Here is a 14,225-nt window from a genome sequence, read left to right on the forward strand (position 1 = left end):
TGGGATTTTTCATATACCGATTGATGAAATTACAACCTACCTCTGTCATATCGTTTGCTTTGTTTTTGATTACTTTGGCAGTCAATATATCAATGCCTCTTTTTAGACCTTATGCTGAATTAGCTGGTTTTAATAATGGTCAGACAGCTTTGGTATTGGCAACTTATATTTTAGGAATGCTGCCTTGTTATGTGTTTTTGGGAGGTATTTCAGATAGGATTGGTAGAAAACCAGTCTTGCTTTTTAGTTTGTTTTTGGCTTTAGCTTCTAATCTTACAATCACCCTTTTTCCTACAGTTTATGCTTTGATTTTTGCTCGATTCTTTCAAGGGGTTGCGCTCGCTTTGAGTATGGGAACAGGTACTGCTTATATTTCAGAAATTGTTCATCCAAATGCAGATGCCTCAGTTAGAGCAGCTAATGCAACTTCTATGGCAACGGCAATTGGGTTTAGCGGAGGTGCATTTATGACAAGTATCGCTTTATTGATTCATTTTTCGTATTTACCATTTACTTATTTCATAGCTATTGGCATCACAGTAATTGGAATTATTTTGGCTTTTTTACTACCTAAATTGCCACCTATTGGAGGTAATTTGGTTCGGTTACCCTATTTTCCAGAAGGGTATTTCCCAGTTAATCTATCCATTGCAATTTGTTGGGCCACAACAGGTGTAGTGATTGCTATTATCCCAACTCAATTAGCGACTTTCCATTTAACAGCTTATGCGGGATTTTGTTTGGTTTTAATTAATTGGACAGGTGGTTTTATGCAGCCGTTTATTCGAAAAAGATTTCATCCTAAAACAAGTCTTAAGTTAGGATTTGCTATTATTCCTTTTGGATTCGGGTTGGTTATAGTTGGATCTTATTTTGGCTTTTTACCTGTTGTGCTATTAGGAACAGCTTTCATTGGATTGGCTGCGTATGGATTTAGTTATCAAGGAGGACTAGCTATTATAGCTGATTTGGGCGGAAGTCAAAAAGCAAGAGCGGTTTCGGGCTATATGTTTTTTGGTTACGTTGGTTTTGGAATTCCAGCAGTAGTTTTAGGGTTTTTGGCTGATTCTATTGGGATTATTAATTCTTTGGTGGTTTTTGAAGTTTTAATTTTATTGTTAAGCGGGTATTTGTACATCACTTTTGACAGACCAAACAATAGGTAAAAGCGTCTTTTTTAATTTATTAAAAAATCATTTTTCTCTTTCTTCATTCTGTAATCTTATTTGTATCTTCGCGCCAGTTTTATACCATATACATTGAGTACTTTTTCTCTTAAATCCATTTATGTCGATTTTAAAGCAATTACTAAAGCTGGTTTAGCCGTAAGTGTTGTGTTTTCTTCTGTTGCCGGTTTTGTTCTTGGCGAAGCCAATTTTGCTGCTTTTAATTGGATTATATTATTGAAATTAGCTATTGGTGGATATTGTATGGTGGGTGCTTCTAATGCTTTTAATCAAGTAATTGAAAAAGATTTAGATGCTTTGATGGATCGAACCAAAAATCGTCCTATACCCTCTGGAAGAATGCAGTCTAATGTTGCCTTGTGGATTGCGAGTTTGCTTACGATAATAGGAATTTTATTGCTTTATACCATCAATCCTAAAACGGCGATGTTTGGGGCAATTTCTATTTTTTTATATACGAGTGTTTATACGCCATTAAAAACGGTTACCTCATTATCTGTATTCGTTGGTGCTTTTCCAGGTGCAATTCCTTTTATGTTGGGTTGGGTTGCGGCAACGGGTAATTTTGGTATTGAAGCGGGTACCTTGTTTTTAATTCAGTTTTTTTGGCAATTTCCTCATTTTTGGGCAATTGGTTGGTTTTTATACGAAGATTACGAAAAGGCTGGATTTTTTATGTTGCCCACAGGCAAAAAAGATAAAGGAACTGCTTTGCAAATTATATTATACACAGTTTGGTTGATAATTGCTTCGCTTTTACCGGTTTTAGGGTATACGGGACAACTATATATTACACCAATTACCGCAATTATTGTATTTTTGCTTGGCATGTGGATGTTATTCTTTGCGGTGAGATTGTATCAATTGCGAACCGCTAAAGCTGCAAGAACATTAATGTTAGTGAGCGTTTCGTATATTACGTTATTACAATTAGTTTATATATTTGACAAATTTTTAAGATAGAAATGGGAATAACAATGGTACAAGACGAAGAAAAAGCTAGAAAGTCAAGATCGGCGAAATTGATTTTGTTGTTTGCTATGGTAAGTATGACTATGATGTTTGCGGGTCTTACCAGTGCGTTTGTGGTAAGTAAATCCAGAGCGGATTGGTTGAAAGATTTTCAATTGCCATCTGCTTTTTATTTGAGTACGATTGCAATTATAGGTTGTAGTTTGACTTTTCATTTGGCTAAAAAAGCAATTCAAAAAGACGAGCAATCAAAAACAACGGCATTTCTTTTAACTACTTTAGGATTAGGAATTGCATTTGTGATTTTACAATTTGTAGGATTTGGTCAAATTGTTTCTGAGGGATATTACTTTACAGGACAAGCGAGTTCAATCACTACTACCTTCCTTTATATTGTTACTGTAATGCACTTGTTGCACTTAGCTGGAGGGATAATTTCGCTTTTAATTATAATTTATAATCATTTTAAACAAAAATACAATTCAACACAAACTCTTGGAATTGAACTAGGTGCGATGTATTGGCACTTTCTAGATATTCTATGGGTTTATTTATTTTTATTTTTATTTTTATTTAAATAAGAAAAAAACGTAAATTTGGGAACTTTTTAACGAATAACTTTTTATGGGAGCTACAGTTACTACTGCAAATAGTGAAGAAAAAACTTGGGGAGGCGGAAATGAGCCAATGGGAGCAAGTTATGGTAAATTAATGATGTGGTTTTTTATCGTGTCAGATGCCTTAACATTCTCTGGATTTTTGGCTGCTTATGGTTTTTCTAGATTTAAATTTATTGAAACATGGCCATTGGCCGATGAGGTGTTTACACACTTTCCATTTATGCACGGAGTATCTGCTCCTATGTATTATGTGGCTTTGATGACATTTATTTTGATTTTCTCATCTGTAACAATGGTTTTAGCTGTTGATGCAGGTCATCATTTAAACAAAAAGAAAGTAACCATTTATATGTTTCTTACTATTATTGGAGGTTTAATTTTCGTTGGTTCTCAAGCTTGGGAATGGAAAAACTTCATTAAAGGAGAATATGGTGCAATTGAAACAAAAGGAGGTAGTTTACTTCAGTTTGTTGACAAAGAAGGGCATAGAGTAGCTTTGGCTGATTTTGCTGCAACTTTGCCGGAAGAAAGAGAGCAATTGACAAGAAATAAGGGTAGATGGTTCATGGAAGAGTCGACTTTGCCAACTTATTCTGTTGCTGAAGTTCAAGCAGGTTTTGAAGCACATCCTGATTTGTTGATTAGAACAGAAACAATCACTAAAGAAAAGAAAAAAACAATCTTGTCAAGAGAAGAATCTGTTGCAAGATTAAAAGAAGGTAAAATAGTTGTAGAAGGAGCTAATTTAATTAGAAATGAATATGGGAATAAATTATTCGCTGATTTCTTCTTCTTCATTACAGGTTTCCACGGTTTTCACGTTTTCTCTGGAGTTATTATTAATATCATTATCTTTTTCAATGTTCTTTTGGGAACTTACGAAAAAAGAAAAAGTTATGAGATGGTAGAGAAAGTGGGATTGTACTGGCACTTTGTAGATTTAGTTTGGGTATTCGTATTTACAGTATTCTATCTTGTTTAATTTTCAAAAAAAGTAATTATCATGTCACACGAACACGTATCAAATACTAGCAGAATCTGGAAAGTTTTCGGAATATTATCTGCAGTAACAATTATAGAAGTTATTTTGGGTATTGTTAAACCAGAATCGCTTCATATGACCAATATCTTAGGTTTGAATTTATTAAACTGGATATTTTATGCATTAACAATTTTTAAAGCATATTATATTGTATGGGCATTTATGCACATTGAAGGAGAAAAAACTTCATTGAGAAATTCAGTAGTATTTCCAGTTGTATTTTTAGTATTATATCTTCTTTTTATTCTTTTGACTGAAGGAAATTATATTTACGAGGTTTTCAAAAATTCTACTATTAAATGGAATTTTTAACACGATATTAATTCAAAAAAAAGGTACGCATTGCGTGCCTTTTTTTATTTTTGTACTTTATAAATAGTAATTCTACCGATGAAAAAAAACATAGTCCTTTTTAGTCTTTTTGTTTTGCCAATTGTAGCGTATCTTTTTTTTGCCTCGGGAGTGAATGGATATACTAAGCTTCCAATTATAACGCCTAAAACTGCCGACTTTGGTAATTGGAAGTCATTGAATGGAGAGAAGGTTAGTTTGAATGGCAAAGTAACTATATTAGGATTTAGCGGTACTGACTTGTTGAAAAACAGAGGGAATCTCTTTAATTTAAATCAAAAAATTTATCAAAGATACCATGATTTTAAGGATTTGCAGTTTGTGATAGTTTGTCCTATTGGTACAGAGGTTGAAGCGAAAAAAGTGCTTGATGCTTTTACTGCTTTTACTGATGTTTCGCAATGGCATTTTATATTTGCTCCTACAAATGAAATAACCGCTTACTACGAACAATTGCATTTAGTAGGGAAATTAGACAAGACCTTTGGTACTTCGTATGTTTATATTTTGGATAAAGAAAGAAATCTTCGCGGTAGAAAACAGAAAAAGGAATATAAAGAGGGGTATGACACCTTTCATCCAGCAGATTTGAGTAATGAAATGTTAGATGATTTTAAAGTGATTTTGTATGAATACCGTGCAGCACTAAAGAAGAACCATAATGCTTCAAGACAAATTTAATTTTGAGTAAATGAAAAATAAATCATACATAGGGATTTCTTTTATTATATTAGTTTTTGGAATTTTAGTTGTGCCAACAATTATTGATCGCGTTCAAAACGGAAATGTAGTAAAAGGAGATCGTTTAGACAAAGTTGAATCAGGAACTACCGAAGAGGAAAGTTTAGTTAAAATTGGGCCAGCTCCCCAATTTGATTTGACTAATCAAGAAGGGAATAAGGTGACTAATGCTACTTATTTAGGTAAAGTATTTGTAATCGAATTTTTCTTTACAAGTTGTCCAACTATTTGCCCAAAGATGAATCAAAGCATGTTGGCTATAGAAAAACAGTTTTTTGGGAATCCTAATTTTGGTATTGCTTCTATTAGCATTGATCCCGAAAAAGATTCACCAAAAGTATTGAAAGAGCATGCTAAATTATTAGGAGCTACTTCATCTAATTGGCATTTTCTAACTGGTGACAAAAAATATATTTTTGATTTAGCAAACAAAGGTTTTAATTTGTATGCAGGAGAAAATGAAAAAGTAAATGGTGGATTTGAGCATTCAGGTTTGTTTGCTTTGATTGACAAAAACGGAAACATACGTTGTCGTAAAGATAAGTTTGGAAATCCTATTTTATATTATGACGGACTTGATCCTGAAGGAGTAAAAGACATTCAAGAAGACATTAAACTATTATTAAAAGAATAAAAATGAAAGAGAATTCAACAGTAGATCAAAAATACAGTAAGTTAATTGTATTGGTATCCATTTTAATACCAGTGGTGGTGGCAATTTTATTTGGAGTTAAATTAAAAGATTTGGGTTATGATGTTGAACCTTTATCTTTTTTACCACCTATTTACGCTACTATTAACGGAATTACGGCTGTAGTTTTGGTAAGTGCGGTTGTGGCTATTAAAAAAGGGAATAAAGATATGCATCAACGTTTAATGACCTTGGCTATTGTCTTGTCATTGGCTTTCCTAGTAATGTATGTGGCGTATCACATGACGGCTGACTCTACTAAATTTGGCGGAGAAGGTTTCATCCGATTGGTTTATTTCTTTCTATTGATCTCCCATATTCTTTTGTCTATTGCGGTGATTCCATTAGTTCTAATTACCTATGTTCGTGCTTTAGCAGCTAAATTTGATCAACACAAAAAAATAGCTAAAATTACCTTTCCTATTTGGTTGTATGTTGCTGTAACGGGTGTAATTGTTTATTTGATGATTGCTCCTTATTATGTTCAATAACAAAATAAATTCTGCTACAAAAGAGAGATTTGTCAAAGCGTTGCTTTTTACTGTACTCTTTTCTGTTTTCTCTCTAACTGCAAATGCGCAATGTGCAATGTGTCGTGCGGCATTAACTAGTGAAGGAAACAAGACTAAAGCAGAAGCTGTAAATGACGGAATTGTGTATTTGATGGTTATTCCTTATGTGTTAGTAGGAGGTATTGGCTATGCTATATACAGAATGAAAAAGAAATAGTTTTTATTTCAATCCATCTACTGTAATAGCAACTATTCCGTTAATTTTTAAGAAAGCAATCATCGCTTGATTGTTTAATTGTATTTTTTTGAATTGAATGTCTTCAATTTTTCCATTGACAAAAACACCTGGCATTGGCGAATAATTTTTCAAATAAGCCATCATATTTTTCTTACCTTCTTCTAAATTGGGTTGGATAGAGTATTTGCAATTCGCTTGAATTTTATTCAAAATATAGCCTTGAGCTAGCCAGTTAGCCGTATTTATTAATTTGTTTTTGGTGTCCAAAGCATAATCCATTTGATCAAAATAAATTTCTTTGGTTGCTTCATTGTATTTCGGTACACCAGTTAGGTATATGGAACCGTTGATGCTTCCTAATACATTTAAGTCAATAACTAGTTTGCCATTTTTATGCCAAATAGTAACATTTTGAACTTTGATTTTCTTTTTCCCCGAACCAAATTCTTGTCCGGCAAAATTCTTCGATATTATTTTTGAGGCTTCAGTATAATTAGAAACGGCAGCGATGTTAGCTGAAATTTGATTTTGAATTTTGGTTACGGGTTTCAAAATAATGTTGCTAGCATTAAATTTCGGTTCGGGTTTTTGTCCAATTAAGGTTTCCATATTACATTTTAAGCCCATGTCTATAAGTATAGATTGGTCTTTTAATAAAGCATTCGTGGCATATATTTCAAGAGGTGTAATGCGGAGCCAGCTCTCAAATTGTTTGCTCAATTCAAAAGGGCTGCTAATTTTTTCTAGAGCGTTTAAAACATTGGGTTTAAAGTCCATTGATTTATCTATTGACTCGTCTATTTTTTGCTCAATTTTTGATTTGAATAGAGCGATACTTGAATTGATTAGATAAGTTACGGGCATATTTTTTCCAAAAACTACCATAGTGGGACTTTCGTTCCAATCTAAAGATTCTAATTTAGTTTTAGTATTTAATTTCCAGTTGACTAAATTCACCTCGCTTACTAAAGTGACCACCCCGTTTAGATTAAATTCTTTTGTAGAATACAAGTCAACTCCTAGTTTTTTCGTTCCAATTCGGTACTTAATAATAGCTTTAAGAGGAAGAATTGTTTTTATTTTTCCATTAGCATCTTTGTTGCTATTTTCAATGATTATTGGTGCGAGCTTCCATATTTTTATTTCAATATTATCATCTTCAATAGTATTATCTTCATAGATCACGCCATTTAAGAGACTATTGGTTTTATTTTCAATGTCTTTTAATTTTATGGTAATGGGTAAATTGATGAACGAGGGAGTGTTTTCGTAAACTAATGGAATTGCATCATCAGGCTCGGGCTTGAGGTTTTTTATTTTCGAAGGTGCTGAACAATTGACTGTTAAAAGAATAAAACTGAATAAGAGGATATGAATTCGGATGCGTTGCATTGAATATAAATTTGTTTAGCAAAATTACTAAAAGAATTATATTTTTAGGTGTAATTGTAACAAATGCGAAGTTATGATGTCTAATTGTTTTTAGTTTCTAAAATAATTGCAGCTTCGTCTTCAATTCTTAAATAGAAAACTTAAATTTGTGTAGTATCTTTACAGACCATTCATTCAAAGTATATGAAAAAAAATAGTTGTTTCAGTTTAGTCCTAATCCTTTTTGTTGGGTTGGTTTCTCAGGCGCAATCCAAAAAATGGACGTTAGAAGAGTGTGTAAAATACGCTTTGGAAAATAACATTTCGATTAAACAATCAGAATTAGATACTCAAACGGCAGAAATTGATAAAAGAGGTGCTTTGGGCAAATTTTTACCATCTTTAAATACAAGCGCTTCACATTCTTGGAATATTGGTTTGAATCAAGATATAACAACGGGTCTTTTGAGAAATCAAACTACTCAATTTACTTCGGCAGGAGCCAATGTTGGAATAGATATTTACAAAGGCTTACAAAATCAAAATAATTTGCGTAAGGCAAATTTAGCGATTGTGGCTTCAAAATATCAATTGGTAAAAATGCAAGAAGATATTGCATTGAATGTGGCAAATGCTTTTTTACAAGTGCTTTTCAATAAAGAAAATCTTAAAGTAAAGCAGGAACAATTAGCTATTAATGAAAAGCAATTAGCTCGTTCTACAGAATTAGTAAATGCAGGATCGATTCCACGAGGCGATTTATTGGACATAAAAGCAAATTTGGCGTTAAATCGTCAAAATGTGGTTACGGCTGAGAATACTTTGTTGATTTCTAAACTTAGTTTATCTCAGTTACTACAATTGAAAGAATTTGAAGGGTTTGATTTAATTGATGGTACAGTTGCTAAGGACGAAAACAACATCATGTCTCAAACCCCGGCAGCTATTTTTGAAAAAGCAATAGAAAGCAAAACAGATTTAAAAATCGCAAGAACTAATTTAGAAATAGCGCAAAAAAATCTAGCCATTGCAAAAGGTGCTTTTCAGCCAACGCTACAAGGATTTTATGGGTTTAATTCAAGAGTTTCTTATGCTGATGTTGCTTCTATTTCAGGAGGTGTTTTAGTAGCGGTGCCTGCAAATCCATTTTGGACACAGTTTGACACTAACAAGGGGCAATCTTTTGGAGCACAGTTATCTATTCCTGTTTTTAACGGATTTACAGTTAGAAATAATGTGGAACGTTCTAAAGTGACTCTGGAAAAATCAAAAAATACATTAGCACAACAGGAATTGGATTTACAACGAAGTGTGTATTTAGCGTTCACAGATGCTAAAGGTGCTTTGAATGCTAGTGAATCAGCAATTGCATCACTAGAGTCTAGACAAGAAGCCTATAATTACGCCAAAGAGAAATTTGCCGTTGGCTTGATGAATTCTTTTGATTTTAATCAAGCGCAAACCTTATTTGTTAATGCACAATCTGAAGTTCTGAGAACCAAATACGATTACATTTTTAAAATTAAAATACTTGAATTCTATTTCGGAATTCCAATCATTAAAAACTAATTTATTATGTCAAAAAAAACCTTATACATCTTAATTGGTGCGGCAGTTGCTTTAATTACATTGTTAGTCGTTTTGTCAAAAACGGGAGTAATAGGAAACAAAGATGAAGGAAAAGAAGTTGAAACTGCAAATGTAGCAGCTACTACCATTGTTGAGACTGTTTCTGCAACGGGTAAAATTCAACCAGAAATTGAAGTGAAAATAGCGTCAATGGTTTCTGGTGAAATTATTGAATTACCTATTAAGGAAGGACAATCGGTTAAAAAAGGGGATTTGTTAGTCAAGATAAATCCAGATTTATATACTTCGGGTTTGAATAGAGCCTCAGCTAATTTATCGGGAAGTAAATCAAATTTACAACAAGCAGAAGCCAATTTTAATGAGGCGAAAGCAAGTTACGAAAGAAATAAAATATTATTCCAAAAAGGAATCATTTCTAAAGCTGATTGGGACAAATCTACTGCAACTTTTGAGGTAGCAAAATCAAACAAGCAAACGGCATTTTTTAATGTGAAAAGTGCTTCAGCTACCGTTAACGAGGCTAAAGATAACTTGGGAAGAACCATTATTTATGCTCCGGCAGACGGAACAGTTTCTGTACTTAACGTAGAGCTAGGTGAGCGCGTTTTAGGAACACAACAAATGGCGGGTACTGAGATTTTGCGAGTAGCTAACTTACACAATATGGAGGTAGAAGTAGATGTTAACGAAAATGACATTGTTAAAATCAAGGTGGGTGATGAAGCTAAAGTTGAAGTGGATGCTTATTTGAAAAAAGAATTCAGGGGAGTGGTAACTAGTATTGCTAATTCGGCAAGTTCTGCTTTAACCGCAGATCAGGTAACTAATTTTAAAGTGAAAGTACGAATTTTGAAAGAGTCGTATCAAGATTTATTGGAAGGAAAACCAGCTACATATTCTCCATTTAGACCAGGAATGACAGCTACAGTGGATATCATCACTAAAACAAAGAAGAATGTTGTAGCGGTACCAATTAGTTCTGTTGTAGTGAAATCAGATACTACAGCAGTGAAAGAAATCAAAGTAGAAGATCCTGAAGAAAAAAAATCAGCACCTAAAAGCGATAAAAAATTCGAGTGTGTTTTTGTTAAAGTGGGTGATAAAGCTAAAATAAGAGTAATTAAAACAGGAATTCAAGACGATTCTAATATTGAAGTTTTGACTGGGCTTAAAAAAGGAGATGTTGTAATTACAGGTCCTTATACTACAGTTTCAAAAGAATTAAATTCTGGAGATAAAGTAAAAATCAAAAAAGACAAAAAATAAAACCGACAATTGAGTTACATTTTAAATATTGAAACGGCTACCAAAAATTGTTCGGTAGCATTGGCAAAAGACGGTCAAACTATTCTTTGTAAGGAAATTGCTGAAGAAGGCTACTCACACGCCGAGCGTTTACATGTTTTTATTGAAGAAATTATTCAAGAAGCTGGAATCTGTTTTCAAGATATTAACGCAATTGCAGTAAGTCAAGGTCCTGGCTCTTATACTGGGCTTCGTATTGGTGTTTCGGCAGCAAAAGGATTGTGTTATGCGCTGAATATCCCCTTAATTGCAGTTGATACATTACAGGTTTTAGCATTGCAAGCTAAGGTTGCTGAAGGATTGATTGTTCCAATGCTTGATGCAAGACGAATGGAAGTCTATAGCGCTATTTTTAATGCTAAATTAGAAAAGCAACGTGATGTTCAAGCGGAAATCATTACTGAAAATTCATTTGAAAATTCTTCAGAAACTATCTATTTTTTAGGAGATTGTGCTGAAAAATGTAAAGCCGTTTTAACCCAGCCTAATTTTGTGTTTTTAGAAGAGGTTAAATACCCATCGGCAAAAGAGATGAGTGCTTTAAGTTTTTCTAAATTTCAAAATAGCGATTTCGAAGATGTGGCTTATTTTGAACCTTATTATTTGAAAGATTTTATGATTACGACTTCAAAGAAAGTTGGCTAATCACCTCTTGAAAATCTTCGGTAGGCAATTGACAAGTTTTGTTTTGGCAAACATAAAAAAGAGTCTTATTTTCAACAAAACAATCGTTCAAGAAAGGTAGCGAAGATGTTTTTTCAGAGCCAGCAACAATCACATTCGGAATATAGAGACCATTAATAAAACCGTTATGATTTTTGGCTTTTGGGCCGCAAATAGCCAATTCCTTGTTTTGTTCAGAAATAGTCAAAGCCAAATCCAACCAGTTAGAATAAGCCGAAGGATAATCAATATTTGGCAAAAGTATAGACAACATTTGCTTTGCAACTTTTTCGTAATACGAATTATTGAAATAGATGCTGAGTTGGTATAAGTTTTTTGCCATAACCGAATTAGAAGCAGGGATTACATTATCTTCGGTTTCAAAATGCACACTAATTAATGCCTCGTCTTTATCAGAGGTAAATCTAAAAAACGAATGTTGTTCATCATAAAAATGTTCCAAACTGTAATCTACTAATTGTTTGGCGTCGTGTAACCATTTTTCATCCCAAGTAACCTCATAGATTGAAATGAAAGCTGCAATGACAAAACAATAGTCTTCTAAATAGCCATTAATCGTGCTTTTACCATTTTTATAATTATGAAATAAATGACCTTCGGTTGACCAAAGATTTTTAATGATGAAGTTGGCATTTTCAAGTGCTGTATTGAGATAGTCTTGGTTGCCCAAAGCTTTATATGCATCCACATATCCTTTCAACATAATGGCGTTCCAAGACGTTAGGCATTTATCATCTAATCGTGGTTTGGCTCTTTTTTCTCTTTCGGTATACAGGAGTTGTTCCCAGTTTTTCTTTTTCTTTTCTAAGTTATCAACTGAAATATGATTTGTTTCAGCAATGGTATCTAAACTTTGGTTTTGAATTAAAACATAATTTTCATCTTCCCATAATCCAAAAGAATTGATGTTAAATACTTGACTGAATATTTCAAAATCATCTTTGATAATTGCTTTTAGTTGTAGAATTGTCCAAACATAAAATGCTCCTTCTTCTAAATGTTGTTCGTTATTTAAGCTATCGGCGTCTAATGCGGAATAGAATCCTCCTTCAATAGTTTTCCATTCCTTAGTGACAAATTGTAAGGTCTTTTCAATAGTATTCTTATAGAGCGGATTTTGTGTTAATTTATAGGCATCGCTATACAATGAAATCAATTGACCGTTATCGTATACCATTTTTTCAAAATGAGGGACATGCCATTTCAAATCGACGGAGTAGCGAGAAAATCCGCCATCAACAGTGTCAAAAACACCTCCATACGCTATTTTTGTTAAGGTGAGGTTTACAAATTCAAGTAGTTCGGTATCTTGATTTTGATGGGCGTATCTGAGTAGAAATTGATAATTGTTTGGCATCATAAATTTTGGAGCTCTTGCTAATCCACCAAATTCCCAATCAAAACTCTTTTTCCATTGAGTAACCAAATTTTCTAATTGTAGTTTTTGATTTGTAGTTACGGTTCCGTCATTTTGTACTATAGCAATTGCCTGAATACCTTGATGTAGTTTTTCGGCATAGTCAATCATTTTTTCAGGAGCTACTTGATACATTTTTTGTAATTGCTCTAGTGTATCAATCCACTCGTCTTTTCTAAAATAAGTACCACCCCATACAGGTCTGCCATCAGGCAATGCAACAATATTTAAAGGCCAACCACCGTGACCTGTCATAATTTGTACCGCTTTCATATAAACGGCATCTACATCAGGTCGTTCTTCTCTATCCACTTTAATGTTGATAAAATGGGAGTTCATTACTGCTGCAACCGCTTTATTTTCAAAACTTTCATGCTCCATTACGTGGCACCAATGACAAGCGGAGTAGCCAATACTGATAATGATAAGTTGGTTTTGTTCTTTGGCTTTTGCCAAAGAAGTAGCGTTCCAAGCTTTCCAATGTACAGGATTGTTAGCATGTTGCAATAAATAGGGACTCGTTTCTAAATGTAGCTCGTTCATTTGGTGAGGTATAAAAAAAGCGTTTCGGTGATGAAACGCTTTTGGATGTTTTGATTAAGCGTTTGCCGCTTCCACAATTAATGTGTCATCGTTGAGCATCGTTTTCAATAAACTTTCAATACCGCTTTTTAGTGTGAATGTTGAGGAAGGACATCCACTACAAGCGCCTTGCAAAATTACTTTAACTACTTTGTTTTCTTCGTCAAAAGAATCAAAAGCAATATTCCCACCATCTGCAGCTACAGCTGGTTTTACATATTCTTCTAATATGTTGATTATTTTTTGGGAAGTAATATCCAAATTGTCAAAGTCTTCTGTTTTTTTAGTTTCTTCTACAAGTGTTTCTTGAACGAAATTTTCTTCCAAAACTGTCCCTCCATTTTCAATGAATTGCTTGATAAAACTGCGAAGTTCTAACGTAATTTCATCCCAATTATTGATATCATATTTGGTAACAGAGATATAGTTTTCGTCAATAAAAATCTCCTTAACATAAGGGAATTTGAATAATTCTTTAGCTAATGGAGATGAGGCTGTTTGGTCAATATTTTTAAATTCAACCGCCGTTCTTGTTAGCATTCGACTTACTACAAATTTTAAAGCAGATGGATTTGGAGTGGTTTCGCCGTAAACGGTGATGGGTTGTTTTTTGGCTTTATTTTCATCTTGTTGGATGATAATTCCCCCGTCATTGACAAATTTTTCGATTTGTTCTGCAACGGCTTCTTTCACATCTTCCCATTCGACAATGCTAAAACGTTCAATAGCAATAAAATTACCCGAGATGTAAACTGTTTTTACAAAAGGTAAGTAAAAAAGTTGTTGGGCTAATGGAGAAGCTCCTGCTTCGTCAATATTTTTGAATTCATAATTCTCATTTTGAGTAATAAAATCAGGAAATTCAAATTTTAATATAGTGGGATTTTGTGTCTCTTTGATGCTAACTTTTGTCATGAGTTTT

15 protein-coding genes are annotated in these 14,225 nt (G+C 33.4%); 12 read left to right on the plus strand and 3 right to left on the minus strand.

The features are described 5' to 3' along the window. Positions 1-23 precede the first annotated feature (23 nt). From RMR09_RS08220 to RMR09_RS08260, 9 genes are all read left to right on the plus strand, one after another. Positions 24-1,166, plus strand: a complete 1,143-nt coding sequence (locus tag RMR09_RS08220; RefSeq protein ID WP_310595315.1) for an MFS transporter — start codon at positions 24-26, stop codon at positions 1,164-1,166. Between the two features lie 81 nt (positions 1,167-1,247). Beyond that, positions 1,248-2,150, plus strand: coding sequence for a heme o synthase (gene cyoE, locus RMR09_RS08225; RefSeq protein WP_310595477.1), 903 nt, complete (start codon positions 1,248-1,250; stop codon positions 2,148-2,150). A 2-nt stretch (positions 2,151-2,152) separates the two neighbouring features. Then, positions 2,153-2,740 (plus strand): cytochrome c oxidase subunit 3, encoded by a 588-nt coding sequence (locus RMR09_RS08230; RefSeq protein ID WP_310595316.1) that lies wholly within the window; start codon positions 2,153-2,155, stop codon positions 2,738-2,740. A 43-nt stretch (positions 2,741-2,783) separates the two neighbouring features. Further along, positions 2,784-3,761 carry a cytochrome c oxidase subunit 3 gene (locus RMR09_RS08235; protein WP_310595317.1) on the plus strand — a complete coding sequence of 326 codons (978 nt, stop codon included), beginning with the start codon at positions 2,784-2,786 and terminating at the stop codon, positions 3,759-3,761. A 21-nt stretch (positions 3,762-3,782) separates the two neighbouring features. After that, positions 3,783-4,133 (plus strand): cytochrome C oxidase subunit IV family protein, encoded by a 351-nt coding sequence (locus RMR09_RS08240; protein ID WP_310595318.1) that lies wholly within the window; start codon positions 3,783-3,785, stop codon positions 4,131-4,133. Positions 4,134-4,211: 78 nt separating this feature from the next. Continuing rightward, complete coding sequence (locus RMR09_RS08245) at positions 4,212-4,853, plus strand: hypothetical protein (RefSeq protein ID WP_310595319.1); 642 nt, start codon at positions 4,212-4,214, stop codon at positions 4,851-4,853. A gap of 10 nt (positions 4,854-4,863) precedes the next feature. Further along, positions 4,864-5,547, plus strand: coding sequence for an SCO family protein (locus RMR09_RS08250; RefSeq protein ID WP_310595320.1), 684 nt, complete (start codon positions 4,864-4,866; stop codon positions 5,545-5,547). A 2-nt stretch (positions 5,548-5,549) separates the two neighbouring features. After that, entirely contained in the window at positions 5,550-6,095 is a 546-nt protein-coding gene (locus RMR09_RS08255; RefSeq protein ID WP_310595321.1) for a DUF420 domain-containing protein, read from the plus strand. Beyond that, positions 6,085-6,333: a hypothetical protein gene (locus tag RMR09_RS08260; protein ID WP_310595322.1), complete on the plus strand. Its 249-nt coding sequence runs from the start codon at positions 6,085-6,087 to the stop codon at positions 6,331-6,333. The genes RMR09_RS08255 and RMR09_RS08260 overlap by 11 nt, the downstream gene beginning before the upstream one ends. 3 nt (positions 6,334-6,336) lie before the next feature. Here RMR09_RS08260 and RMR09_RS08265 read toward each other — a convergent pair whose 3' ends face one another. After that, on the minus strand, positions 6,337-7,746 hold the full coding sequence (locus RMR09_RS08265; RefSeq protein ID WP_310595323.1) for a DUF4403 family protein: 1,410 nt from the start codon (positions 7,744-7,746) through the stop codon (positions 6,337-6,339). Positions 7,747-7,929: 183 nt separating this feature from the next. Between RMR09_RS08265 and RMR09_RS08270 the strand changes: the two genes are divergently transcribed. Genes RMR09_RS08270 through tsaB form a run of 3 tightly spaced genes read left to right on the plus strand, consistent with a single transcriptional unit; the run spans position 7,930 to position 11,265 of the window. Next, positions 7,930-9,294 carry a TolC family protein gene (locus tag RMR09_RS08270; RefSeq protein ID WP_310595324.1) on the plus strand — a complete coding sequence of 455 codons (1,365 nt, stop codon included), beginning with the start codon at positions 7,930-7,932 and terminating at the stop codon, positions 9,292-9,294. A 6-nt stretch (positions 9,295-9,300) separates the two neighbouring features. Continuing rightward, positions 9,301-10,581 carry an efflux RND transporter periplasmic adaptor subunit gene (locus RMR09_RS08275; RefSeq protein WP_310595325.1) on the plus strand — a complete coding sequence of 427 codons (1,281 nt, stop codon included), beginning with the start codon at positions 9,301-9,303 and terminating at the stop codon, positions 10,579-10,581. A 9-nt stretch (positions 10,582-10,590) separates the two neighbouring features. Beyond that, positions 10,591-11,265: a tRNA (adenosine(37)-N6)-threonylcarbamoyltransferase complex dimerization subunit type 1 TsaB gene (gene tsaB / locus RMR09_RS08280; protein WP_310595326.1), complete on the plus strand. Its 675-nt coding sequence runs from the start codon at positions 10,591-10,593 to the stop codon at positions 11,263-11,265. On the opposite strand, the gene RMR09_RS08285 is transcribed toward tsaB, so the two are convergent. After that, a complete protein-coding gene (locus RMR09_RS08285; RefSeq protein ID WP_310595327.1) occupies positions 11,240-13,264 on the minus strand; it encodes a thioredoxin domain-containing protein in 2,025 nt (674 codons plus the stop codon). The two genes, tsaB and RMR09_RS08285, sit on opposite strands and share 26 nt — an antisense overlap. A 54-nt stretch (positions 13,265-13,318) precedes the next feature. Beyond that, the gene (locus RMR09_RS08290; RefSeq protein WP_310595328.1) at positions 13,319-14,218 is read right to left on the minus strand and encodes a NifU family protein; all 900 of its coding nucleotides are present in this window, start codon (positions 14,216-14,218) and stop codon (positions 13,319-13,321) included. Positions 14,219-14,225: the final 7 nt, after the last annotated feature.

It is taken from the genome of Flavobacterium sp. (assembly GCF_031537875.1).
Lineage (GTDB): Bacteria > Bacteroidota > Bacteroidia > Flavobacteriales > Flavobacteriaceae > Flavobacterium.

What these genes read in the sequence shown, in the direction of transcription:
- RMR09_RS08220 (WP_310595315.1), top strand. Translation starts at nt 24, where the DNA reads ATGAAATTACAACCTACCTCTGTCATATCGTTTGCTTTGTTTTTGATT.
- RMR09_RS08230 (WP_310595316.1), top strand. Translation starts at nt 2,153, where the DNA reads ATGGGAATAACAATGGTACAAGACGAAGAAAAAGCTAGAAAGTCAAGA.
- RMR09_RS08235 (WP_310595317.1), top strand. Translation starts at nt 2,784, where the DNA reads ATGGGAGCTACAGTTACTACTGCAAATAGTGAAGAAAAAACTTGGGGA.
- RMR09_RS08240 (WP_310595318.1), top strand. Translation starts at nt 3,783, where the DNA reads ATGTCACACGAACACGTATCAAATACTAGCAGAATCTGGAAAGTTTTC.
- RMR09_RS08245 (WP_310595319.1), top strand. Translation starts at nt 4,212, where the DNA reads ATGAAAAAAAACATAGTCCTTTTTAGTCTTTTTGTTTTGCCAATTGTA.
- RMR09_RS08250 (WP_310595320.1), top strand. Translation starts at nt 4,864, where the DNA reads ATGAAAAATAAATCATACATAGGGATTTCTTTTATTATATTAGTTTTT.
- RMR09_RS08255 (WP_310595321.1), top strand. Translation starts at nt 5,550, where the DNA reads ATGAAAGAGAATTCAACAGTAGATCAAAAATACAGTAAGTTAATTGTA.
- RMR09_RS08260 (WP_310595322.1), top strand. Translation starts at nt 6,085, where the DNA reads ATGTTCAATAACAAAATAAATTCTGCTACAAAAGAGAGATTTGTCAAA.
- RMR09_RS08265 (WP_310595323.1), bottom strand. Translation starts at nt 7,746, where the DNA reads ATGCAACGCATCCGAATTCATATCCTCTTATTCAGTTTTATTCTTTTA.
- RMR09_RS08270 (WP_310595324.1), top strand. Translation starts at nt 7,930, where the DNA reads ATGAAAAAAAATAGTTGTTTCAGTTTAGTCCTAATCCTTTTTGTTGGG.
- RMR09_RS08275 (WP_310595325.1), top strand. Translation starts at nt 9,301, where the DNA reads ATGTCAAAAAAAACCTTATACATCTTAATTGGTGCGGCAGTTGCTTTA.
- RMR09_RS08285 (WP_310595327.1), bottom strand. Translation starts at nt 13,264, where the DNA reads ATGAACGAGCTACATTTAGAAACGAGTCCCTATTTATTGCAACATGCT.
- RMR09_RS08290 (WP_310595328.1), bottom strand. Translation starts at nt 14,218, where the DNA reads ATGACAAAAGTTAGCATCAAAGAGACACAAAATCCCACTATATTAAAA.